Genomic DNA, 23,448 nt, shown 5'->3' with positions numbered 1-23,448 from the left:
TTTATGCCCTGCACACTCTAGAAATAATTTCTGTTGCAGAACATCAAACTAAAATCATTACTTTCTAAGTTGAGAAGCTATGTCACGTTCACTCTGTTCTTTAATTTCTGCAATTTTATCTAATTGCATGCTAATGTTATGTACACACTCCACTAGCTTATCAAGACTTGGCTTCAAACTGTTAAACTCATCTACAAAAGCTCTTGCAGAATCACCTTCCCACCAGCCTTCAACTGATTTAATTTCCCTGTCAAGCTGATTGATAATATCTTTTGCTGCATCTCCTTTGTTTTTTATTGATCTTGCCACACCTCTCGCTTGTTCAGGACTAAAACTTATCCTTGCCATATATTTCACCTCCTTTACATAATTAAGTCGGTGTTCAGCAAAGCTGAACCCGTTGATATTACTTAATTTATACTAACTGAAAACAAGTAACTTCACCTCCCGGCTTCCAAACCTTCTATAATATCGATCTAGAAAGGGGATGAGGTCATTTGTTGTCACCAAACCAAAGCCATTTAGCTTATAAATTAAATCTTTTTGGGCATATCCGCCAGAATGACAGGATAGCCAAGGTTATTTCAAAGATTAACCTTTCATGTGTTTATATCCAACTTTCATCAGATTACTGAACACCTACACAACTAAAACTAATTATAGCAACTAAAAGATTAAATTGCAAATGCCATTAGTCACTTTTTTCCGTGACTTTGGTCACTTTTTTTCGTGACCTTAGCCGCTGTTTTTTTAAAAACCATGACTTTAGTCACTATTTAACCATGACTAAAGTCATAGTTTTACATAATTTAGTTTTTGAGTAAGCGTAAAAGAATTAACGGATATAAATACTAAAAAACTTGCTATACAATTGAATTATCAAAAGTATAGGAGGTTTTTTAATTGAATCAAATAGAGACAAATGAATATTGGAAGGATATTTTAGAAAAATTCTCAAAATATGAAGGAACAATATCTGGTTTTTGTAGAGAGTATGATGTAAATATCCATAGGTTATATTATCAAAGAAAAAAACTAAGGAAGAAAAACGAATCAATATTTCATGCTATTAATTTAAATGGTAGGAAAAATAAAATAGAGAACTCACCTGATGTAAAAAATAATCTTAACCCATCTAATGAAATAAGAATAAAAATTGGAAAGGCTAAAATATATATATCTAATTCAGATGAGTTATCTTTATCAAATGCACTAAAGGAGATAGTAAGAAGTTGTTAAATATTAATGAGATAGATACTGTATATTTAGCTAGTGGTGTCACGGACTTAAGAAAAAGTATAGATGGGTTAATGGTTATAATAAAGATGGAGCTTAAGCTAGATCCTTATGAAAAGGCACTATTTGTTTTTTGTAACAGACAGATGAACAAACTAAAAGTATTACACTTTGATAATGGATTTTGGTTGTATTACTACCGATTAGAAGAAAATAAATTTAAATGGCCAATGACAAAAGATGAGGCTCTTAAAGTAGACGTAGACGAGTTAAAGTGGTTATTAAAAGGATATGAAGTAAGAACAACTTCAAAATTTAAATCCGTCAAAGGTAGAAAATATTTTTAAAAATTTTACAAACAAAACCCTTTAAAAGCTGGTAATATAAAGGGTTTTGTGATATAATATAGTTATAAAAAATAAGAGATTAGAGGTTATTATAAGTGCAAAAAATTCACGATGAAATCCAGCTTGATGAAAATACAAGAAAATTAATTTTTGATATAAATAAAGAATTAGAATCGAAAGACAAAGAATTAAAATCGAAAGATATAGAAATTAATGGTAAGCGTCAAGAAATTAACGTCTAGAATTAAACTTTAATAAATGATATAGTTTTATTTATAAAAAATTATTTTATATTGAACGTTGAAATTTTAATAATATTTAGCTATGAAAATTATTTAGTAGGTATTTTTAAGTTATCTGGCGGGAGTGTAAATAATTTTGTGGGTTTAGATTTTATGTAAATCCTTCTCAGCAAGAAACATTAATTAATTTTAGTTTACAGAATATATAACTGCATTTTGTTTTTCATTATAGAGTTTTGCCAATTATTAAAGTTTTATACATAAATTTTTTAATAATTGGCAATACTTATTTGTCTAGCAAATTTAAAAAAGTAAAAACATAAAAGTACAATGTTAATTTAATTTGCTTTTTGTCAATAATTCTATTGAGGCCCGGCTCTGCCGATACCCTGCAATGCTGGGAAGCAACAGGGAACCTACAACCGGGCTGAAACCATACAAGTTTCAGGGAAGCGTATAAAATCCTATATAAGATTCTATATTTTTTATGATGAAGGAGCTTTGCAGTGTTTAATTTTAGTGCTAACCACATGGTAATGATAAATTGCAAAGAATTAGATAGATACAATATTTTTACAATGAAGGATCTTGACACTAACCGGGTTTATTTACTCTATGACTTCAGGAAAAAACATGTCTTTAAAAGAGACAAAATATATTGTGTTTCCGGAAAAGTCAACTCTGCAGACAAATTATACCTTGTACTTGAAAATTCAAAGGAAGATATTAAACATAGTAAAACCGCCATATAAAGTTTTCAAGGAACACTTAATACTTTATTTGTCTTTCTGTTTTAACTAACATAATTGTCAAGGCGTCCTGGGTATTGAATTATCAGTTGATTCAATACCCTATCCCAATTTTTATAACGTTGGGTCCATTTTTTTATCACATTTTTTGAAGCCATATATAGCATTTTTTCTAAAGAATCATCTGATGGAAACATAGTTTTTGATTTTGTTACCTTACGGTACTGCCGGTGTAATCCTTCAATGACATTAGTTGTATAGATAATCTTTCGGATTTCTTCTGGGAATTTATAGAATGGACTTAGTACATCCCAATTATTTTCCCAGCTCCGTATCGCAAAGGGATAGCTTTTTCCCCATTTTTCTTTTAATTCATAAAACTTCTCTAAGGCAACCTCTTCATTAATAGCTTTGTAGACATTTTTAAAATCATTACTAAAGGCTTTTATGTCTTTGCAGGATACATACTTAAAGGAATTACGCAGTTGATGTATTATGCATCTTTGTATTTCTGCCATAGGAAACGCAGCATTTATAGCTTCTTTCAGTCCTGTAAGTCCATCCACGCAAAATAGCATTACATCCTGTACACCCCTGTTTTTAAGATCATTCATTACACCAAGCCAGAATTTTGATGATTCATTTTCTCCAATCCATATACCCAGTATGTCTTTATATCCCTTCATTTTCTCCAATCCATATACCCAGTATGTCTTTATATCCCTCAACATTAACACCAATAACCACATAGGCTGCACGATTACATATTCTTCCTTCATCTCTTACTTTATAATGAATGGCATCCATAAAACAAAATGTATATATAGGTTCTAAGGGTCTTTGTTGCCATTCTTTTATTTCAGGAATAATACGGTCAGTAATCCTACTAACCATTTCCGCAGATATTTCCACTCCATAAAGGTCCTTTAGCTGCTCTCCAATATCCCTGGTTGACATGCCCCTTGCGTATAGAGATATTATTTTTTCTTCTATGCCGGAAACATTTCTTTGATATTTAGGTATAATTTTAGGCTCAAACTCTCCTTTACGGTCCCTTGGAATTTGAATCTCAACTTCTCCAAATTCACTTTTTAAAGTCTTAGTAGAATAACCATTTCTACAGTTGTCGGTATTTTTTGCACTACGTTCTTCCTTAGCATAACCAAGCTTTTCTTCTAATTCAGCTTCCATAAGCTCTTGTATAATGTCTTTAAAAATGTCTTTAAGATAGTTCGTGACATCAGTCACACTTTGGAAATTATTTCCCTTCACTATTGCTTTTATCTCTTCTTTTGATAATGTTGACATAAAAAATTCCTCCTTAGCTTTTATTGTTTGTAATTCTTGCCAAGAAGGAATTTAATTATTCATTCATACACAAAATTTGTTACATTCTCCATAATCCAGCCTTAAAGAATTATAAATGTCATCATAATTTTTAAGCTGCTTTACATCCTGTGCTTTAGTAATATGACCTCCAACTCCCTTATACTTCCACTAATGTAATTAGCAATGTCTCCCTGTGGTATAACTTTCTGCATAATCGTTTCTTCCGTAGACATTGGTATTGCATCACGTATTGCTTTCATTGCCGCTCTATCAGCATCTGAAAGTAAATCCGCCGGTAATGCCATTAATTCATTAAACCTGTCTATACTCATTCCAACATTATCAAGGACTGATGCCATATCATCCATAAAACCGGGCATCTCTTGCATTATGGCTCTTGTGTATTTTGCATTTTCAACAGCTTTAGCTACTTTCTCTGCCGATTCACGTCCGGTAATTCTAAAATTATCATAATCAGATGGTTTTATGCCTAAGTCATCAAGCTGCTTAATTAAATCCGGATCTATATTCTTGGAAATCGCCTCTAATGCATCATTCCCATCCCCCGATGCCACTTCTACTGTATCATTCTTACAATCCAAATTCTTAAGCACCTTTAAAAAGTCATTGGAATAATTGCATTAATCATCTCTAAGCTTAGCAAATTGTTGTCTTAAATTATGAATATATGACTATGTAAAAAGCAACCCTGAAACTGTATTATTACAGTCAGGAAAGTTCAATAAATATTCTCACTTGTTTATTCAAATTCTATTTTAAAATTTGCTTTTTCAGCCTCTTCAATTACATGTTTAATAATTAAATCACGCGTTTCTCTATCAATAATCTCATTTTCATATGGTTCTTCCCATTTCTTAATCGAATTTTTATAAGCTAAAAATCCATCTGAAAGTAACTCACCTCCAATTCTCACTATTCTCCCATTATATTCTACTCTTATATATGAACTAGTTCCACCTAATATCATTATTTTCACCTCGTAAAAATTACAGTCTCTACTAATGTTTCAGGGTCTATAACTGTTATTTTTGTAACATTTATATTATTCGTCAATGCTGGTAGTTCATATTGTAACCATATACTATCTTCTCTAACACTACTTCCAATAACAGCCCATACCTCACCTGAAGCTTGTTGTGCATACTTAAGAGAGGCTTGTCTCCATATTTCTACTGATTTCGCATCATTGATATTCCACTCCGGCATATTAATACCCTTTGTTTCAATAATTTTTTCGATAGTTGTTCCACCTCTTTCCCTTGCTATTTCCAAAGCTCTATCTGCCACACCTATACCATTAGTCTTTCCAGACCAAAAGAATGCTATGTTTTTTTCTGTTTTTAGTAGATATGCAAATTTCTCGACTTCCGCGGCAGCTTCTGCTACCGTTTCTGCCGATTCACGTCCGATAATTCTAAAATTATCATAATCAGACGGTTTAACACCAAAGTCATCAAGTTTCTTAATTAAATCCGGATCGATATTCTTAGAAATCGCCTCTAATGCATCATTCCCATACTTTATTATAAATATTTCTAATAACAAAAATAATTACTGTACTAATTTTTTTATATAAAAGACAATGGGAGGACTTATTGTAGTACCTCCCATATTTAGTTATGAAATGTTAACTTTCATATTTTAATTCTGCAAAACATCTGAATAATGTAATGCTATCCTTTTTTGTTTTTTAATTCTTCCTCACGTTTTAATCTTTGTTGTTCTTTAAATTTTCTATGCCTCTCCTGACTTCTCTTTTCTGAACGAAGATAGTATAGTAATAATTCGCATGCATCACTTTCTTTATCAAATGTATCAATTACATTATACCCTCCTCTTTCAAAAGACTGATATAACTGCCATTTTCCATCAACCAGACGTATTCCAAGTTCATTATGCCTCATAGGTCTATCACCTAAATTGTAATTGTAGGAAAAAGATTCCCAGCTCTCAACTTCTTTTCTGACCTTTTCTCTGTCTAGCATACTTATCGCCTCCCTAACCAGCAATCCTGTACTCACCAATTACAAATCCATCCCCTTTTGCCATTTAGCACTACCAAATTCATCAACAAATGATGGGCTCTTTATAACCTGCATATCCGATAACATTACTCCATCGACTTTAACATAATTATACAAATTATCTCCAAGTCTTGCAAGTTTTCTTAATTTACTGCCGGTAAAGTTTAGTACACTCTTTGACCTTAGCCATTCAAGACCACTTTTATTTTTCTATATTATGTATAAACTCATAAGGGTAAACAAAAACTAAACAACTGAGATACTTTATAATTATCATCAATAATAGATTTACTGTGCTAAAATTGCCGCTATAACATACATTTGCATTATTTTCACTACATCCCATATTTCCAAGATCTAAACTAATCAAAAATAAGGTATTTACCTCTATAAACGATGTTCTTCCTGCAATGCCACCGATTATCATATAGTCTCAGCCTGTCAGTTTAACTGATGATATAAAAAAATATATTGTATTCTTATGAAAAAAGCTGTGCACTAAAATACTTCAGTGCAGCAGCTTCTTTAAAAATTGATAATGAGTTTAAATAAAATTTTTATTTATAATATCGATATATTAAACTTTTCTTTACAAAGTTCATCTATTCTGACTACTTCACCCCACGCTCCTCCTTCATAATTCCCACATGCCCATTCAAAATAATTCATCAGCTTTTCCTTATTGTTTATCAAAGTTTGCCTAAGCTTCTTAAGCACTTTATCCCTGTCAATAACAAAGGATGATCTACCATCATGTTCATATCGTAATTGATTAAACACTAAAAATAATGCTACATAAATATCAAAAGGCTCCCCATCCATCATTTCCAATATAGTATCTTCAAACATTTTGTCTAATCCTAATTCCGGATTCTCTTTATACACCTAATAAATACCCCAAGGTATAATTTTTGTCCAATCCGTAAGAAGATGGGCAGGCGTCCAAGGCTCCATTTCGACTCTATACCCATCTCTGCCCTGCAAATATTTAATTATTTCGTTTTTTTCAATAGCTTTCAACAATAATTCCTTTTCCTTTCTCACCATTTCACTCACTCCAATCAAAAAAATCGACTATCCTGTATTCATCGGTATTAGGTACATGATTTATAACTGCCTCCGATACTCCTCCTGAGGTAAATCCGCCCGGAGTAAAAAAGTCATTTTTAAAAAACCCCGAACTATATTGTTATAGTCGAGGTTTTTAAAAATTATCTAGGTTTTTTTTCCTCATATATCCTTGTTACATCACTTTTATCAACCCATTTCTCGTATACTCCTTTATCCACAATTTTCATTCCAAGACTTTCAAAAACTCTATAATCTCCTATTACACCACTCAAAAGAATTTTATCTCCATCTTCCTTTATTGCTTGTAATTTTATTCCTTTATATTCCGCATAAGTACTAATACGATATATTTCTTCTAATTCACTCCTATGGACGTACTTAAAGTATATGGTTCCTTTGTACAAGGAAAAACCCTTTGACACATCATTAGGATCTTGTGAACGCAGTACAATAACATTTGATTCCTCACTTATACCAGCTTCATATTCCTTTCCCTTGTATATGGCATAAATATCATTTCTCACTTCTATCCCCTCCTTACTCTAGTATATCAACAAATCTTGCTGCAACTTTATTATAAACCGCTACTAAAATTTCAGCTCCATCCTTTGTAATCATGTAAAGTTCCGCTCCATCCTTCAAAGCAACACGATCCTTACACAGAAATTCAGGAATTACTTGACCATTAGTAGCAGCTGTAAAACCATTTCCTGTGAACGGTGGTCCGGCAACAGCATTTCCTCCCATTGCTTGACTATATGGAATCTCTATTTCTGATATATCCGGTGTTTTAAACTTTATTACTCCAACACATTTATCAGTAGCCGGATTAAATTCTGAACCCCCATAATCCAGCCTTAAAGAATTATAAATGTCGTCATAATTCTTTAGCTGCTTCATCCTGTGCTTTGGTAATATAACCTCTAACTTGATTATACTCTCCACTAATGTACTTAGCAATGTCTCCCTGTGGTATAACTTTCTGCATAATCGTTTCTTCCGTAGGCATAGGTATTGCATCCCGTACTGCTTTCATTGCCGCTCTATCAGCATCTTAAAGTAAATCTGCCGGTAATGCCATTAATTCATTAAACCTGTCTATACTCATTCCAACATTATCAAGGACTGATGCCATATCATCCATAAAACCGGGCATCTCTTGCATTATGGCTCTTGTGTATTTTGCATTTTTAACAGTTTTAGCTACTTTCTCTGCCGATTCACGTCCGGTAATTCTAAAATTATCATAATCAGACGGTTTAACACCAAAGTCATCAAGTTTCTTAATTAAATCCGGATCGATATTCTTAGAAATCGCCTCTAATGCATCATTCCCATACTTTATTATAAATATTTCTAATAACAAAAATAATTACTGTACTAATTTTTTTATATAAAAGACAATGGGAGGACTTATTGTAGTACCTCCCATATTTAGTTATGAAATGTTAACTTTCATATTTTAATTCTGCAAAACATCTGAATAATGTAATGCTATCCTTTTTTGTTTTTTAATTCTTCCTCACGTTTTAATCTTTGTTGTTCTTTAAATTTTCTATGCCTCTCCTGACTTCTCTTTTCTGAACGAAGATAGTATAGTAATAATTCGCATGCATCACTTTCTTTATCAAATGTATCAATTACATTATACCCTCCTCTTTCAAAAGACCGATATAACTGCCATTTTCCATCAACCAGACGGATTCCAAGTTCATTATGCCTCATAGGTCTATCACCTAAATTGTAATTGTAGGAAAAAGATTCCCAGCTCTCAACTTCTTTTCTGATCTTTTCTCTGTCTAGCATGGTTATGCCTCCTTACATTAAAATATTTCATCAATAAATCCTAAATCTTCAAAAAATCTAAGTGGCAAAGGAAGCTGCCATTGAGTGGCTGCTTCATCAAGAGGAAAGTTGGAATCAAATGCCGGAGCAATTTTTCCTTCAAATGTCTTTATGTCATCAAATCCTATATTATACGTTTTCATATAATTAATTATATCTTCTTTCAAAGCCGGATCAGTGCAATTCTGAATTGCATCAGGCAACTCACTAAAATCCCTGATAATCTCGTACTTATGATAAGCATATGGATTTTCTATATAAGGCAGAGACCTCTTATCATAACTAAAACTTACACCATCTTCAACAGGAGAAACAAATCTGCCGTCTGCGGTTCCATACCTGTCAAATACAAGCCCATTATTGGGACTTATTTCTTCCTTAATTGGCAATCCCGTAATCTCATCAATTACAAATCCATCACCTTTTGGCCATTTAGCACTGCCAAATTCATCAACAAAGGATGGGCTCTTTATAACCTGCATATCCGGCAATACTACTCCATCGTCTAATGCCTTCTCAAACAAAGTCGCCTTAGCGGTTACTTTATCATAAACTGACATTGCACTGTCATCTATATTCTTTAACATTGACTTAATTCTTATATCATCCAGTCCGCTAAATGATACACTTCTAATTGCATCAAGTGCATCATCCAGATGGGTTATCTCTTTAAGAGAATTGCCCATTTCAACAGCTTTAGCTACTTTCTCTGCCGATTCACATCCGGTAATTCTAAAATTATCATAATCAGATGGTTTTATGCCTAAGTCATCAAGTTTCTTAATTAAATCCGGATCTATATTCTTAGAAATCGCCTCTAATGCATCATGCCTATACTTTGTTATAAATATTTCTAATAACAAAAATAATTACTGTACTAAATTTTAATATAAAAGATAATGGGAGGATTTATTGTAGTTCCTCCCATATTTAGTTATGAAATGTTAACTTTCATATTTTAATTCTGCAAAACATCTGAATAATGTAATGCTATCCTTTTTTGTTTTTTAATCCTTCCTCACGTTTTAATCTTTGTTGTTCCTTAAACCTTCTATAGTACTCTTGAAAATCTTTTTCAGACCGAAGATAGTATAACAATGCTTCACATGCGTCACTTTCTTTGTCAAATGTATCAATTACATTATACCCTCCTCTTTCAAAAGACTGATATAACTGCCATTTTCCATCAACCAAACGTATTCCAAGTTCATTATGCCTCATAGGTCTATCACCTAAATTGTAATTGTAGGAAAAAGATTCCCAGCTCTCAACTTCTTTTCTGACTTTTTCTCTGTCTAGCATACTTATAGCCTCCCTAACCGGCAATCCTGTACTCACCAATTACAAATCCATCCCCTTTTGCCATTTAGCACTACCAAATTCATCAACAAATGATGGGCTCTTTATAACCTACATATCCGATAACATTACTCCATCGACTTTAACATAATTATACAAATTATCTCCAAGTCTTGCAAGTTTTCTTAATTTACTGCCGGTAAAGTTTAGTACACTCTTTGACCTTAGCCATTCAAGACCACTTTTATTTTTCTATATTATGTATAAACTCATAAGGGTAAACAAAAACTAAACAACTGAGATACTTTATAATTATCATCAATAATAGATTTACTGTGCTAAAATTGCCGCTATAACATACATTTGCATTATTTTCACTACATCCCATATTTCCAAGATCTAAACTAATCAAAAATAAGGTATTTACCTCTATAAACGATGTTCTTCCTGCAATGCCACCGATTATCATATAGTCTCAGCCTGTCAGTTTAACTGATGATATAAAAAAATATATTGTATTCTTATGAAAAAAGCTGTGCACTAAAATACTTCAGTGCAGCAGCTTCTTTAAAAATTGATAATGAGTTTAAATAAAATTTTTATTTATAATATCGATATATTAAACTTTTCTTTACAAAGTTCATCTATTCTGACTACTTCACCCCACGCTCCTCCTTCATAATTCCCACATGCCCATTCAAAATAATTCATCAGCTTTTCCTTATTGTTTATCAAAGTTTGCCTAAGCTTCTTAAGCACTTTATCCCTGTCAATAACAAAGGATGATCTACCATCATGTTCATATCGTAATTGATTAAACACTAAAAATAATGCTACATAAATATCAAAAGGCTCCCCATCCATCATTTCCAATATAGTATCTTCAAACATTTTGTCTAATCCTAATTCCGGATTCTCTTTATACACCTAATAAATACCCCAAGGTATAATTTTTGTCCAATCCGTAAGAAGATGGGCAGGCGTCCAAGGCTCCATTTCGACTCTATACCCATCTCTGCCCTGCAAATATTTAACTATTTCGTTTTTTCAATAGCTTTAAACAATAACTCCTTTTCCTTTTCCACCATTTCACTCACTCCAATCAAAAGTATCAACTATCCTGTATTCATCGGTATTAGGTACGCGATTTACAACTGCCTCCGGTACTCCTCCTGAGGTAAATCCCCCCGAAGTAAAAAAGTCATTTTAAAAAAACCCCGAACTATATTGCTATAGTCGGGGTTTTTAATAGTTATAAAGGCTCTTTTTCCTCATATATCCTTGTTACATCACTTTTATCAACCCATTTCTCGTATACTCCTTTATCCACAATTTTCATTCCAAGACTTTCAAAAACCCTATAATCTCCTATTACACCACTCAAAAGAATTTTATCTCCATCTTCTTTTATTGCTTGGAATTTTATTCCTTCATACTCTGCATAAGTAGTAATACTATATATTTCTTCTAATTCACTTCTATGGACATACTTAAAGTATATGGTTCCTTTATACAAGGAAAAACCCTTTGACACATCATTAGGATCTTGTGAACGCAGTACAATAACATTTGATTCCTCACTTATACCAGCTTCATATTCCTTTCCCTTGTATATGGCATAAATATCATTTCTCACTTCTATCCCCTCCTTACTCTAGTATATCAACAAATCTTGCTGCAACTTTATTATAAACCGCTACTAAAATTTCAGCTCCATCCTTTGTTACCATGTAAAGTTCCGCTCCATCATTCAAAGCAACACGACCATTACACAGAAATTCAGGAATCGCTTGACCATTAGTAGCAGCTGTAAAACCATTTCCTGTGAACGGCGGTCCGCCAACAGCATTTCCTCCCATTGCTTGACTATATGGGATATCTATTTTCGATATATCCGGTGTTTTAAACTTTATTACTCCAACACATTTATCAGTAGCCGGCTTAAATTCTGAACCCCCATAATCTAGTCTTAAAGAATTATAAATGTCATCATAATTTTTAAGCTGCTTTACATCCTGTGCTAAGGGAGATTCACCTATATGCTCTTTTCGTAATTGAAAGTACACTACAGATAGTGCTACATAAATATCAAAAGGTTCCCCATCCATCATTTATAATATAGCATCTTCAAACATTTTGTCTAATCCTAATTCTGGATTTTCTTTATACACCTCATAAATACCCCAAGGTATAATTTTTGTCCAATCCGTAAGAAGATGGGCAGGCGTCCAAGGCTCCATTTCGACTCTATACCCATCTCTGCCCTGCAAATATTTAATCATTTCGTTTTTTTTAATAGCTTTCAACAATAATTCCTTTTCCCTTCTCACCATTTCACTCACTCCAATCAAAAGTATCAACAATCCTGTATTCATCGGTATTAGGTACACGATTTATAACCGCCTCCGGTACTCCTCCTGAGGTAAATCCGCCCGGAGTAAAAAAGTCATTTTAAAAAAACCCCGAACTATATTGTTATTGTCGGGGTTTTTAATAGTTATAAAGGCTCTTTTTCTTCATATATTGCTGTTACATCACTTTTATCAACCCATTTCTCGTATACTCCTTTATCCACCATTTTCATCCCAAGACTTTCAAAAATTCTGTAATCGCCTACTATGCCAACTAAAAGTATTTTACCTCTATCTTCTTTCATCGCTCGTAATTTAATTCCTTTATAATCTGCAAAAGTACTGATACGATATACTTCTTCCAATTCACTTCTTTGGACACGCTTAACATATACAATTCCTTTGTACAAGGAAAAACCCTTTGACACATCATTAGGATTATATGAACGTAGTACAATAACATTTGATTCCACACTTCTGCCAGCTTCATATTCTTTTCCCTTGTATACAGCATAAACACCATTTCTCATATCTATCTTCTCCTTACTTCAATATATCAACAAATCTACCTAAATCTTCACTATAAATCGCTACTAAAATTTCAACGCCATCCTTTGTTACCATGTACAGTTCCGCCCCATCATCAACATCAATAAAACCATCAATTCTAAATTCAGGAATCGCTTGACCATTAGTAGCAGCTGTAAAACCATTGCCGGTAAACGGTGGTTTATTAACTACATTTCCTCCCATATCAGGACTATATGGGATATCTATTTTCGATATATCCGGTGTTTTAAACTTTATTACTCCAACACATTCATCAGTAGCCGGATTAAAATCGGAATCCACATAATCCAGCCTTAAAGAATTATAAATGTCATCATAATTTTTAAGCTGCTTTACATCCTGTGCTTTAGTAATATAACCTCCAACTCCCTTATACTCTCCACTAATGTAATTAGCAATATCTCCCTGTGGTATAACTTTCTGCATAATCGTTTCTTCCGTAGGCATAGGTATTGCATCACGTATTGCTTTCATTGCCGCTCTATCAGCATCTGAAAGTAAATCCGCCGGTAATGCCATTAATTCATTAAACCTGTCTATACTCATTCCAACATTATCAAGGACTGATGCCATATCATCCATAAAACCGGGCATCTCTTGCAATATGGCTCTTGTATATTTTGCATTTTCAACAGCTTTAGCTACTTTCTCTGCCGATTCACGTCCGGTAATTCTAAAATTATCATAATCAGACGGTTTTATGCCTAAGTCATCAAGCTGCTTAATTAAATCCGGATCTATATTCTTAGAAATCGCCTCTAATGCATCATCCCCGTACTTTGTTATAACCTCTACTGCATCATCGCCGTATTTTATAGCATGCTCTACTACGTCATCGCCGTGTATTCTTGCTAAATCTACCAACTGGTCGCCATAGTAGTATATCGCTGTTAGACCTTCTTCACCATACTTACTTATTGCCCTGACCGCTTCATCTCCATGCTTTGCTATTAACTCTACTGCATCATCACCGTATTTTATTGCATGCTCCACTACATCATCGCCGTGTATTCTCACTAAATCTACCAACTGGTCGCCATAGTAGTATATCGCTGTAAGGCCTTCTTCACCGTACTTACTTATTGCCCTGACCGCTTCATCTCCATGCTTTGCTATTAACTCTACTGCATCATCACCATATCTTGATATAGCCCTTACTGCATCATCACCGTGTTTCGTTAGCACATCAGCTATATCATCACCATACTTAAATATTCCTTCTATTATTTCATCCTGACACCCGGAATACTTAAATGCAGTTAAAAACTCATCAGTATAATTATACAAATTATCCCCAAGTCTTGCAAGTTTTCTTAACTCACTACCAGTAAAGTTTAGTACGCTGTTTGTATTTAGCCATTCAAGACCGTTTTTGCCCCATTTTTCTGCATATTCCCGTATGATATCGTTTGATACTCCGGCTTTGTTTAATTTCCTATATGATTTGCTAAGTTCAAAAGGAGTCATTTCTTTTAGCAATTTTTCGGCAGTCTCTTCACCCAATGCCCCTATAAGTTTTGATACAACTACCTTTTGAGCTAAAAATTTGACAAATTTTCCTAATCCAACAACGCCTAAAGTTATTCCGGCATTAAATATCGCATTGTTAATGAGTTTATCTCCTGCTTCTCCATCACCTTCAACGTAGTCTATGTACAGGTCTAAAATCTCTATTAAACTCATAAGAATAAATGAAAGCAAAACAACTGCGACACACCCTATAGCTAACGCTATTACAAAATTTACCGGTGCTAAAGATATCGCTATTATGAACATTTGCGCAATTTCTACTAAATCCCATATTACAAGGCCTAAATCAAGTAGAAGAGCAGTGTTTACCATAACAGACGATGCTCCTCCTGCAATACCACCGCTAATCATGTAGCCCGCTGCACCGGTGTGAGGATCCATTACAATATAGCCTGCACCGTTCCAGTCTCCTAACTGAATTTCCTCTGATGCTGCAATTACAATTTTCCCGCTGTTTATTGCATTGCTTATTTCTTCCATTACACTGTCGCTTAAATTTAATTTATCCCTTTTCTCTGCAAAATCCACCTTGGACAAAGTATAAATAGGAATATCCTGTTCCTGCGCTATCTCCATTACCTTAATTGTGGATACTGCTTCAACTCCCGTTGCCTGTTCCCATATGCTGTGCTCCAGTGCAGAACCCATTATTCCGGAAATGATCATGTAATTTCTGGAAGCATCCTTGTTTCCATTTCTACTTACCACCGAGTATACATTTCTGTCGACGTCTATATAAAGTCCGCCGCCTGTCAGCTCAACAGGTGCCATAAATAGATAATTTACATTCGCCCTTACTCCTGTTATACACTGACTTAGCTGCCTTACCGAAGATACATTCATATTCTCTGCAAGCAATTCATCCATAAAACCAAGTTCTGCAAAATATGCCTTGGCTATAAAGTTAAGTATTTCTCCCAATTGCTCATCAGAATATATTTTATCTTCAGTATACTCTATGCCCCCAAGTTTACTTGATATACTGTCCAACTCATAAGCAGAAATCTTTTGATAGTTAAATCCTACATTATAGAAAGACCCTGCAATTACATCATTCTTTACTAATTCCTCAGACTGTCCCGCTGACTTCATACCTATCTCAAACTGTTGCCTGTAGCCTAAACCTATCGGCTTACCTTTTGCCACCGTTTCGCCGTCAATCTTCAATACCGGCACCATCTCCACAAGATATGGAGGTGCGCTGAATATATCGCCGTATTCCTTTATAATATTTGCATCTCCCTGTGTTGCAGGCTCGTAGGAAAGCGTCACCTTCTTGTTGAAAAGATCCACTGCCTTATACTTCACGTTAAAATCTCTAGGACCTGTAAAATTCAAACCAAAGGCGTCTTGTCCGTATACCCTGAAGCTAACCATATCCGAGTATTCCTCAGAAACTTTGCTAAACCTTTGTTTACCACCTCTGGTTTTATAAGGCAACGATAAGGGAAGTAACTCTATTTCTCGGGTTGCTATCCTGCTTCCTCCAAAAACCTCTAAATACGTCCTATCCTCTAAATTGTTATTTACAATGTATTCCTGAAGCCTTTCCACCGCATCATCTATTAAATCTTCATATAATTCTATATCAACGCTAGAAACTTTTTCGGTCTCTTCATCAACTATCTCCACTGCATCACTGATTGAATCCCTGTCAACTTCTATAACATCTTCTATAGTTGTAATTCCTTCAACTCTCTCATATTCCTTAAATGAAGGATCCAGAGGTACCCATATTTTTTCTCCTTCATTTTGCGTTCCCCTGTACCTTCCGTAAGGCACATATGCTTCAACCCATACATGTTCCATGCAAACAGCGATTATTTTACCACCTGACACTATGGTGGTAACGGGAATACCCGCAGCCGCAAGAATTTTAGCTGCCGCCTCAGGTGTCTCAGCCTGTGCCCATTCCATTGCTTTATCTATGTCAATTTCAGCAAGTCCTCTTACATATCTTGCCGGTATATTTTTATATCTTAACATTGCTATTAAAAGGGATGCCTGATCGTAATCATTACCTGATTTTTGTGCCAAAGCCCCAGAAGCACCTTTTCTTGAGCCATAATAAGGTTCAAAATCAATATTGTTCCTTACATATTCATACATATCAACAACGGAATCAAGGGATTCTGCCAACTCTTTTATTTCCAGGTTCAGTCTTGTTTCGTCAGTTTCCGCCAAATCTTCAGATTGAGGCTCTATGGGGAGTTCTTCATAGTTCCCTTCTTCAATCCCGCTTATATAAAAAGCTGCTGCTTCTCCTCCCGTTGACACAACTTTAGGCTCATTAGACACATTTCTGTGTGGCAACTCATTTCCAATGGGGTTTTCCGGCTGCTCACCAAAGAAAGAACTTTCCACCTCTTTTAGAATTGCCTCTATTCTTGCTGTCTCTGGTTCATCAAAATCATCAATACCCTCTGATATTTGTTTTAATTCTTCCAATGACTTTTTAAATTCTGAGATTTTTGATGTTACCTGAGCTCTAAACTCTTCATTCTTCTTTGTTGCTTTTTTGTTATTAAGTTTTTTTAATGTTTTTTCGTTTTCGTCTAATTCCTCCAAAATTAGTCTGTTGTAGTCTTCTATTAGTCTGATGGTATCATTTGTATTCTTTTTAAACTGAACGAAATCTTTATTTTCATATATTGTTTCAGCAAATTATAATTCAAACTTAACTCCACTGCCAAACTTCCAATTGGCGTATTGGGTTTTAGCGGGGACTCAAAACCGGCATCACCCGAAAGGCTTCCGGATACCGTCAAATCCCCTTCAAAATCCAGCAAACTCTTTTCAAAAGTCATCAAATCAGTTTGCATTCCTGCATAATATGCTGCCCTGCCGGCACTCACACTGGCAGCCGCAACTTCCTTAGAAGAAAGCACATAAGTCAAAGTTAAAACTAAAACCAAAACTATAGAAACACTTCTTGTAAATCTATTATTCAACATTGTTTACCCCCCTCACATTTAACATATAAATTTCATTGCCGTCATCATCAAGATTTAGTATGTGGTCTCTTGACGCTTCTTCAATATGGCCGAAAGCCCAATGGTCGGTTTCCACATCAACAAAAGAACTCTTTTCAACCTTCAAAGGTCCTCTATAGAGCATTTTGTTAATTAATGTAACCGCCTCGGAACGTTTTATCTTTTCATCCGGCCTGAAGGTTCCGTCTTCATAACCTGCTATAATTTTGTACCTGTTCACTTCTTCAATCAGATTCAGTGCCCAGTGCCCTTCAATATCACTGTAATGTATTTCAAAAGGCGTAACTTCCTCAAGTTTTAAATACTTTGCAACAACCACCGTAAATTCCGCCCTTGTAATTTTTGCATCAGGATGGAAAGTATTGTCTTCATAACCCCTGAACAATCCTGCATCCGTTGCCGCCCTAATGGCTCCTGCAGCCCAATGACTTGGGCTCACGTCAGAATACGCGGTCTGTATGTCTTCTTTTATTTCCAGATTCATAATTTTTGAGAACATTGCTGCAACTTCCGCCCTGGTCACTTCTCTTTCAGGTCTGAAGGTTTTGTCTGGATAGCCGCAAATGTATGCTTTGTGCAGTATTTCACCATTTTCATCCCAACGCAGCATAACATTTATAGTGGAACTGTCATCCTTTGTATTTACCAACTGTTTTTCACTGACTATAATTGCCGTATTGGAAACTATAACCTCCGGTTCTTTGAAATCACCCACCAAAACGGTATATACTTTCTCACCTTCGCCCATTTCAGGCAAACCAGATATTTTCCACGTTATGGCTTCTCCTGTAACTTCTCCTCCTCCACTGTCCACAATGGAAGTATTAATTGGTATTTGTGCAACAATTTTAAACTCATCCACAGGTTTATTTCCCATATTCTTGTACTTAACTGTGTAGGTAATTATCTGTCCTTTTGTATACACCTGCTTGTCGGAGCTTATGGAAACCGCCAAATCCAAATTCAAGCTTTTGGGTATTTCATCATCGGGTTCTTCTATAATGTCATCAGCCCCTTTATCATTTGAACCTTTAGGCTTGCCGGAACCTGAACTGCTTCCGCCTTCTTTTACAACGGTAAAATATCCGCTTCCCAGATTAATTACCGTTTCGTTTGGCAATTCCACATTGTATACAACAAGGTATCTGCCTTTTTCCAATTTTCCATGCTTCCACGTTATGTCTTTAGTATCGTAATCATCTATTTTAAGATCCACATAATCGGTAATTGTGTCCATAACCTCACCGGTACGCGGGTTTATAATGCTTACGCTTCTCTTTGCTGCTACTATATCCATATTTCCTGAATTGGACAATTCAATTTTCATATTTACATTTTCTGTTGGATAAATTTCTTTTGTCAGCACATCCAAAGAACCAATGATACCATACCCCGTGGTGTGGGTTCCCAACAACTCAATTACAACCGAATCCTCACACAGTTTATCCTTTCCGTAAACCGCCGAGGTAACGGTATAAAGACCGGGCTCAATTTTTCCCGTATCCCACAGGCTCTTTCTTGTTTCCATATCATTAAAAAGAATTTCGTCAATTGTATTTTCATTGCCCCATACAACTTCATCCCTGGAATTGGTAATAACCGTCCTTATGGATAAATTCCTCGCTATTGCATTTGTGCTGGGATTATACACAGTATCAATAATGCTTACCTGTTCTCCCGGATAGTACTTTGCCTTATCAGTTGCCACTTTATTTGTAACATCTTTATCAGGCACAATTTCAAAACTTCCCGTTTGTGTAGATATTATTTTGTCTTCTTCACTCCAGGTTACCCTCACCATATATATACCTGCTATATAGTCAGCTGTATTCCAGCTGAAATCGTGGCTCAGCGTTTCCTCCGGCTTCCATCTGACACTTTTGCCTTCGGAAATCACCTCAATAACATTGTAATCATCATCCAGAATTTCAACCCTGCCCGTCAAATCACAGGTATAAGATGTTAAATTTTTTGAATTGACGGTTATTTTTACATCTTCACCAATAAGGTACTCACTTTTATCAGTTTCAATTTTAGTATCAACCTTATACTTGTTTACTTCTATGCTTTTATCAGGAAGCTCCAGTTCCATAAGCGTGCCGTTTGCATCATAATAGGTTATCTTTGTGTTTTGGGTAAGTTGAACAACTGTATCGGATATAAGGTTTTCTCCCTCAAAGGTAATATGTATATATTTTTCCTGTCCCATAATTAACCTGTCATAATTCCATGTAACAACCGTATTGCCGTCCGCATCGGCTGTTATGGAAGAAGGCGCAGGTTCAATTGTTTTTTCATTTATCTTTAACCTACTTTCAGGAATTGTAGCCTCAACTACAATATCCCTTCCTGATGTATCAAATATTTCCCCGGCTATCTCCGTCATCATGTCAACAAGCTCATCGGGTGTAGGACTGTATCTGTAATCTCCTCCTGTTATGCGTGCAATATTTTTAAGAAGTTCTTCCTTTACTCCTCCAAGTCCAAGGGTAAATATGGTTATGCCTTTTTCCGACGCCAGGTTTGCCTGTTCCAAAGCCAAGGATACATTGCTGGCCCCGTCTGAAAGAAGCATAAACACCTTTTTGCTGTCTGAATTCCCTGCTGCTTCAACAATCTCCATACCCTTGGCAATACCTTTATCTATGTTTGTACCTCCCCCACTGCCAAGGCGGCTTATTACTTCTTTTAAAAGTTCCTTGTCAGAGGTAAAATCCTGGCGCAAATATGCAGTACTGTTAAAGTCAATAACTGCACAGCGGTCCTGGGGAAGAATCAAGTCAACAATAATCTTTGCTGCTTCCTTAGTCTTTGACCAGGGTGTCCCGCCCATACTGCCGGATCTGTCCAAAATCAGCACAAGGTCAATGGGATCCCTATCAGGAACTTCCGGAACCCCTTCTCCAAACAGCTTATATGTAAGTGTTACACTGTCTTTTCCGGGGTACAGAACTTCTTTGTTAAGGCTTTGCTCTGCATCTATTCTTGTCGGCGGAGGCGGTGGCTGAACTTTAAAAGTCCCTTCAACTTCACCTGCTTTGTAAACGCCGTCAAATATTTCCGTTCTTATTACATATTCATTATGAGAACTTACATCAGGCTTAAAGCCTTGCACATTCACCGTTTTTACCTGTTCTGCTGCCTTATATTCCAATGTATTTTCATACAAATCAACCAAATTTCCGTCGGCATCATAAATTGAAGTAACCGCTTTTAGCTGTTTATCCACATTGGATTCAACATAAAATGCAGTCCTGATATCCACCGTTACAGCTTTAAAATTGGTTGACCGTGGATTTACCGTCATAACAATATTTCTAATATTAAAAGAAGGCTTAATCAAAAATGTCTTTTCAAAGCTCTTAATTACTTTTCCGCTCTTGTCCTCTTTTACCTGAGCAATAACGGTATAAATTCCAGACTCACAGGTCATGGTATTCCAGCTTAGAGAATCTCCCACTTCAGAATACAATATGTTTCCATGAGGTCCTTTTATAAACTGTACCTGCTTTGCCAAAGAATTGTCATATTCACTTATAACTTCTGCTTCCAATTCCTCATAAGAATTAAAGCTGTAAATTTCCGTCCTGTCCTCTTTGTCCTTTCTGAAAATCTTTATGTCCTTTATGTCAGCATGAGGAAGTTCTTCTTTCTCACTTAATGCCTTTACTGCAAGAATTGTCAGGTACGGACTGTCATACCAGCTTCCGTTTTCCTTTTGTAAAGCTTTAATTTCATTTTCTGCAGCTAAAACCGCCTCTTCTCCCAGTGTCTTTATTACCGCACGGTACGCCGTTAACGTATCTGCCAATCTTTCCTCATCCTTGCCCCATGTTCCGTCTTTTTGCTGTTTTGAAACAAGAAAATCCCCTGCTTTTCTAAGCGCCGTTTCAATATCGCTTGAAGTAAGGTTTGTCTTTAAATTAAACTTATTAAGGCATAAAACCACTTGGGATGTAAGCATTACAGATGCTTCCCCACCGTGAACATACGCCCAGCCTCCCTTTTCATTTTGGGAGTTTACAAGGTAAATTACCCCGTTTTTAACTGTTTCCAAATCTAGTTCATTTTCTTCAAGTAAGGAGTTTATTACAAGAACTGTATCTAAGACATCACTTTCAAAATTATCTGCCACTCCCCAGCCTCCGTCGGCTTTTTGGCTTGAAATAATGGCTTTCAGCAGTTCCTGCTTTTTATCTTCTTCTCTTATAAAAGGCAACACTCTTGCCATATAGTCAATATTGTTTGTTTTTTGAGACTCAAGCCAACTTTGTGCTTTTTCCAGGCTCTCAGCCTTTGTTGACTTTTCTTTTAAATACCCTGCTATTTCAGCGGTATCCACAATGGCTGCAAATTCGCCTTTTCCCCAAAAACCTTTCGGATTCTGGTTTGCAACCAGCCACTCCACTGCCCTGTCTATTCGGGTTTTTAAAGAAATGTTTTCAGAAATGTCTTCTGCAAATACAGGTGGTGTAAAGATGGTTACCACCAAACAAATAACCAAACAAAAAACAACAGTTTTTCTCATTTTATATCTCCCCCAAAGATTTTTTTATTAATTTATTGTTTTTTTGTAAATCGCTTTTCTCTCTATTTTTTAACGCTCCTGCACAATTAAATATTTCTTTTTATCTCACCTCCTAACACTTCATCAAAAAAACAACAGTATAATTATATACTATTTTTTCCAAAAAAGGTGGTCCTATTTTGTAGATTTTTAAATTAAAAACACAAGAGAAAAATTCTTGTTTGTCAAATTTATTATTCCTTTTCCTACATTTCTATTTTTTATGAAAATAAAGTTCTTTAAGGAGTTTAAGCAGGAATAAGGATTCTGTTAAATCCTCGACTTTTGTCCTAATTATATTCCTTATAAAAAAACCATAGTTCCAAGGCACATATATACCTTTTCCCTATGGTTTTTGTAACAACTTTTATGTAACCCAAATAAACTTCTTTCCTTTTTCAAATAAACTCCTTTCACAAATCCCCCTCAAACCCTTGAAAATACTGGCTTGTTATTCTCTTCCAATCTCCCATTTAATTCCTTTTTCCTTATTCCTTACTTCCTAAAGTCCTTTCATTCCTCAATTTTTAGGGCAAAAAATGAAAATAAAGTGCTTTTAGAGAAAAGGGTTAAGGGGGGGAGGATTAAGGGGGGATTTTGTCCATTTTTCATTTCATTTTCTTTTCTATTCAATCTTCCAATCCATTGATTTATCTTAATTTCGGCCTTGCTCCTTATTCCTTATCCCTTAAAACTAATACATAAAAAACATGGCCTACAGGACATTCTTTTGCCCTAATAAACCATGTTTTCTGATACAACTTTATTTACTCCGTTTCATACATTTGAAAAATGAAAGGAGTTTATTTGATTTATACATAGATACAGGGATTAGGTAACAGGTAATAGGTTAATAATATTTTCACCGTTGTTTACCGAATACATGACTATCTTATGAATAAAAGTTTTATATTCCTGTACAACAACTCTATAGATTTTCATATACCTGCCTCTGTTCTCTATATCTATAACCAGTATAATAAGTTCTTTATCATTCTCGGTAAAAATAACTCATCCCCAACTCTAAGTCTATAATACTCATAGCCTTTTAACTTCTTTACATCGCCCTTAGGCAATCCATAAATAGCAGACAATATTCTCTTTCTTTGCTGAGTATCCCTAATATTAAACTTCATGCATTTTCGCTAATGTTAATTTTGTGGTTCCAATTGATTAATTTCTAATTCCATTAGGATTGTTGCATGTTGATAAATTCAAGTTCTTAAAATTATAATTTCTAGCGTATCAGGTTGGACTTATTCAATATTACCCTT

26 protein-coding genes and 1 pseudogene are annotated in these 23,448 nt (G+C 35.0%); 4 read left to right on the top strand and 23 right to left on the bottom strand.

From position 1 onward, the window contains the following. Positions 1 to 57: 57 nt before the first annotated feature. Positions 58 to 348 carry a WXG100 family type VII secretion target gene (locus tag HVS_RS00985; RefSeq protein WP_101298601.1) on the bottom strand — a complete coding sequence of 97 codons (291 nt, stop codon included), beginning with the start codon at positions 346 to 348 and terminating at the stop codon, positions 58 to 60. Positions 349 to 903: 555 nt separating this feature from the next. Here HVS_RS00985 and tnpA point away from each other — a divergent pair. The 4 genes from tnpA to HVS_RS00970 all read left to right on the top strand — a co-directional run bounded on the left by tnpA (position 904) and on the right by HVS_RS00970 (position 2,577). Continuing rightward, positions 904 to 1,239 (top strand): IS66 family insertion sequence element accessory protein TnpA, encoded by a 336-nt coding sequence (tnpA, locus tag HVS_RS00980; protein ID WP_101298600.1) that lies wholly within the window; start codon positions 904 to 906, stop codon positions 1,237 to 1,239. A gap of 71 nt (positions 1,240 to 1,310) precedes the next feature. Next, complete coding sequence (gene tnpB / locus HVS_RS00975) at positions 1,311 to 1,583, top strand: IS66 family insertion sequence element accessory protein TnpB (RefSeq protein ID WP_235827384.1); 273 nt, start codon at positions 1,311 to 1,313, stop codon at positions 1,581 to 1,583. Between the two features lie 95 nt (positions 1,584 to 1,678). Continuing rightward, the gene (locus HVS_RS16335; protein ID WP_157942918.1) at positions 1,679 to 1,825 is read left to right on the top strand and encodes a hypothetical protein; all 147 of its coding nucleotides are present in this window, start codon (positions 1,679 to 1,681) and stop codon (positions 1,823 to 1,825) included. Between the two features lie 506 nt (positions 1,826 to 2,331). Then, a complete protein-coding gene (locus HVS_RS00970; RefSeq protein WP_101298598.1) occupies positions 2,332 to 2,577 on the top strand; it encodes a hypothetical protein in 246 nt (81 codons plus the stop codon). 41 nt (positions 2,578 to 2,618) lie between these two features. Here the strand turns inward: HVS_RS00970 and HVS_RS00965 are convergent. The 22 genes and pseudogenes from HVS_RS00965 to HVS_RS00860 form a co-directional block, all read right to left on the bottom strand. Then, positions 2,619 to 3,882: pseudogene (locus tag HVS_RS00965) on the bottom strand (IS256 family transposase). 140 nt (positions 3,883 to 4,022) lie between these two features. Beyond that, entirely contained in the window at positions 4,023 to 4,505 is a 483-nt protein-coding gene (locus HVS_RS00960; RefSeq protein WP_101298597.1) for a hypothetical protein, read from the bottom strand. Between the two features lie 158 nt (positions 4,506 to 4,663). Next, positions 4,664 to 4,891: an Imm74 family immunity protein gene (locus tag HVS_RS00955; RefSeq protein WP_101298596.1), complete on the bottom strand. Its 228-nt coding sequence runs from the start codon at positions 4,889 to 4,891 to the stop codon at positions 4,664 to 4,666. A 5-nt stretch (positions 4,892 to 4,896) separates the two neighbouring features. Next, the gene (locus HVS_RS00950; RefSeq protein ID WP_101298595.1) at positions 4,897 to 5,469 is read right to left on the bottom strand and encodes a hypothetical protein; all 573 of its coding nucleotides are present in this window, start codon (positions 5,467 to 5,469) and stop codon (positions 4,897 to 4,899) included. Between the two features lie 128 nt (positions 5,470 to 5,597). After that, a complete protein-coding gene (locus tag HVS_RS00945) occupies positions 5,598 to 5,909 on the bottom strand; it encodes a hypothetical protein (RefSeq protein ID WP_192876498.1) in 312 nt (103 codons plus the stop codon). Positions 5,910 to 6,509: 600 nt separating this feature from the next. After that, positions 6,510 to 6,833 (bottom strand): hypothetical protein, encoded by a 324-nt coding sequence (locus HVS_RS00935; RefSeq protein WP_101298588.1) that lies wholly within the window; start codon positions 6,831 to 6,833, stop codon positions 6,510 to 6,512. Beyond that, a complete protein-coding gene (locus HVS_RS16330) occupies positions 6,834 to 6,995 on the bottom strand; it encodes a hypothetical protein (RefSeq protein ID WP_157942928.1) in 162 nt (53 codons plus the stop codon). Between the two features lie 164 nt (positions 6,996 to 7,159). Further along, the gene (locus tag HVS_RS00930; protein WP_101298594.1) at positions 7,160 to 7,543 is read right to left on the bottom strand and encodes a hypothetical protein; all 384 of its coding nucleotides are present in this window, start codon (positions 7,541 to 7,543) and stop codon (positions 7,160 to 7,162) included. Between the two features lie 13 nt (positions 7,544 to 7,556). Continuing rightward, positions 7,557 to 7,919, bottom strand: a complete 363-nt coding sequence (locus HVS_RS00925) for a hypothetical protein (protein ID WP_101298593.1) — start codon at positions 7,917 to 7,919, stop codon at positions 7,557 to 7,559. Continuing rightward, the gene (locus HVS_RS16325) at positions 7,897 to 8,055 is read right to left on the bottom strand and encodes a hypothetical protein (protein WP_157942929.1); all 159 of its coding nucleotides are present in this window, start codon (positions 8,053 to 8,055) and stop codon (positions 7,897 to 7,899) included. Before HVS_RS16325 ends, HVS_RS00925 begins: the two co-directional genes overlap by 23 nt. 18 nt (positions 8,056 to 8,073) lie before the next feature. After that, on the bottom strand, positions 8,074 to 8,385 hold the full coding sequence (locus tag HVS_RS00920; RefSeq protein ID WP_101298592.1) for a hypothetical protein: 312 nt from the start codon (positions 8,383 to 8,385) through the stop codon (positions 8,074 to 8,076). Between the two features lie 128 nt (positions 8,386 to 8,513). Next, entirely contained in the window at positions 8,514 to 8,825 is a 312-nt protein-coding gene (locus HVS_RS00915; protein ID WP_192876499.1) for a hypothetical protein, read from the bottom strand. 17 nt (positions 8,826 to 8,842) lie between these two features. Beyond that, complete coding sequence (locus tag HVS_RS00910; protein ID WP_101298591.1) at positions 8,843 to 9,727, bottom strand: glycohydrolase toxin TNT-related protein; 885 nt, start codon at positions 9,725 to 9,727, stop codon at positions 8,843 to 8,845. 127 nt (positions 9,728 to 9,854) lie between these two features. Beyond that, the gene (locus HVS_RS00905) at positions 9,855 to 10,166 is read right to left on the bottom strand and encodes a hypothetical protein (RefSeq protein ID WP_101298590.1); all 312 of its coding nucleotides are present in this window, start codon (positions 10,164 to 10,166) and stop codon (positions 9,855 to 9,857) included. A 600-nt stretch (positions 10,167 to 10,766) separates the two neighbouring features. Continuing rightward, positions 10,767 to 11,090, bottom strand: coding sequence for a hypothetical protein (locus tag HVS_RS00895; protein ID WP_101298588.1), 324 nt, complete (start codon positions 11,088 to 11,090; stop codon positions 10,767 to 10,769). Positions 11,091 to 11,415: 325 nt separating this feature from the next. After that, entirely contained in the window at positions 11,416 to 11,799 is a 384-nt protein-coding gene (locus HVS_RS00890) for a hypothetical protein (protein WP_101298587.1), read from the bottom strand. A gap of 13 nt (positions 11,800 to 11,812) precedes the next feature. Further along, positions 11,813 to 12,271: a hypothetical protein gene (locus HVS_RS00885; RefSeq protein WP_159063331.1), complete on the bottom strand. Its 459-nt coding sequence runs from the start codon at positions 12,269 to 12,271 to the stop codon at positions 11,813 to 11,815. A 3-nt stretch (positions 12,272 to 12,274) separates the two neighbouring features. Beyond that, positions 12,275 to 12,538 carry a hypothetical protein gene (locus tag HVS_RS00880; RefSeq protein WP_159063330.1) on the bottom strand — a complete coding sequence of 88 codons (264 nt, stop codon included), beginning with the start codon at positions 12,536 to 12,538 and terminating at the stop codon, positions 12,275 to 12,277. A 122-nt stretch (positions 12,539 to 12,660) separates the two neighbouring features. Then, the gene (locus tag HVS_RS00875; protein ID WP_101298584.1) at positions 12,661 to 13,044 is read right to left on the bottom strand and encodes a hypothetical protein; all 384 of its coding nucleotides are present in this window, start codon (positions 13,042 to 13,044) and stop codon (positions 12,661 to 12,663) included. Positions 13,045 to 13,057: 13 nt separating this feature from the next. Beyond that, positions 13,058 to 17,182 carry a transglutaminase-like domain-containing protein gene (locus tag HVS_RS00870; RefSeq protein ID WP_101298583.1) on the bottom strand — a complete coding sequence of 1,375 codons (4,125 nt, stop codon included), beginning with the start codon at positions 17,180 to 17,182 and terminating at the stop codon, positions 13,058 to 13,060. Positions 17,183 to 17,205: 23 nt separating this feature from the next. Beyond that, positions 17,206 to 17,568, bottom strand: a complete 363-nt coding sequence (locus tag HVS_RS00865) for a hypothetical protein (protein ID WP_101298582.1) — start codon at positions 17,566 to 17,568, stop codon at positions 17,206 to 17,208. After that, the gene (locus HVS_RS00860; RefSeq protein WP_101298581.1) at positions 17,558 to 22,135 is read right to left on the bottom strand and encodes an S-layer homology domain-containing protein; all 4,578 of its coding nucleotides are present in this window, start codon (positions 22,133 to 22,135) and stop codon (positions 17,558 to 17,560) included. The genes HVS_RS00865 and HVS_RS00860 overlap by 11 nt, the downstream gene beginning before the upstream one ends. Positions 22,136 to 23,448: the final 1,313 nt, after the last annotated feature.

Source organism: Acetivibrio saccincola, assembly GCF_002844395.1.
GTDB lineage: Bacteria > Bacillota > Clostridia > Acetivibrionales > Acetivibrionaceae > Herbivorax > Herbivorax saccincola.
The sequence above is the reverse complement of the archived record's forward strand: the minus strand, read 5'-3'. Positions and strand labels throughout refer to the sequence as shown.

What these genes read in the sequence shown, in the direction of transcription:
- HVS_RS00985 (WP_101298601.1), bottom strand. Translation starts at nt 348, where the DNA reads ATGGCAAGGATAAGTTTTAGTCCTGAACAAGCGAGAGGTGTGGCAAGA.
- tnpB (WP_235827384.1), top strand. Translation starts at nt 1,311, where the DNA reads ATGGTTATAATAAAGATGGAGCTTAAGCTAGATCCTTATGAAAAGGCA.
- HVS_RS00955 (WP_101298596.1), bottom strand. Translation starts at nt 4,891, where the DNA reads ATGATATTAGGTGGAACTAGTTCATATATAAGAGTAGAATATAATGGG.
- HVS_RS00945 (WP_192876498.1), bottom strand. Translation starts at nt 5,909, where the DNA reads ATGCTAGACAGAGAAAAGGTCAGAAAAGAAGTTGAGAGCTGGGAATCT.
- HVS_RS16330 (WP_157942928.1), bottom strand. Translation starts at nt 6,995, where the DNA reads ATGGTGAGAAAGGAAAAGGAATTATTGTTGAAAGCTATTGAAAAAAAC.
- HVS_RS00925 (WP_101298593.1), bottom strand. Translation starts at nt 7,919, where the DNA reads ATGAAGCAGCTAAAGAATTATGACGACATTTATAATTCTTTAAGGCTG.
- HVS_RS16325 (WP_157942929.1), bottom strand. Translation starts at nt 8,055, where the DNA reads ATGAAAGCAGTACGGGATGCAATACCTATGCCTACGGAAGAAACGATT.
- HVS_RS00915 (WP_192876499.1), bottom strand. Translation starts at nt 8,825, where the DNA reads ATGCTAGACAGAGAAAAGATCAGAAAAGAAGTTGAGAGCTGGGAATCT.
- HVS_RS00905 (WP_101298590.1), bottom strand. Translation starts at nt 10,166, where the DNA reads ATGCTAGACAGAGAAAAAGTCAGAAAAGAAGTTGAGAGCTGGGAATCT.
- HVS_RS00885 (WP_159063331.1), bottom strand. Translation starts at nt 12,271, where the DNA reads ATGGATGGGGAACCTTTTGATATTTATGTAGCACTATCTGTAGTGTAC.
- HVS_RS00880 (WP_159063330.1), bottom strand. Translation starts at nt 12,538, where the DNA reads ATGAATACAGGATTGTTGATACTTTTGATTGGAGTGAGTGAAATGGTG.
- HVS_RS00875 (WP_101298584.1), bottom strand. Translation starts at nt 13,044, where the DNA reads ATGAGAAATGGTGTTTATGCTGTATACAAGGGAAAAGAATATGAAGCT.
- HVS_RS00865 (WP_101298582.1), bottom strand. Translation starts at nt 17,568, where the DNA reads ATGTTGAATAATAGATTTACAAGAAGTGTTTCTATAGTTTTGGTTTTA.
- HVS_RS00860 (WP_101298581.1), bottom strand. Translation starts at nt 22,135, where the DNA reads ATGAGAAAAACTGTTGTTTTTTGTTTGGTTATTTGTTTGGTGGTAACC.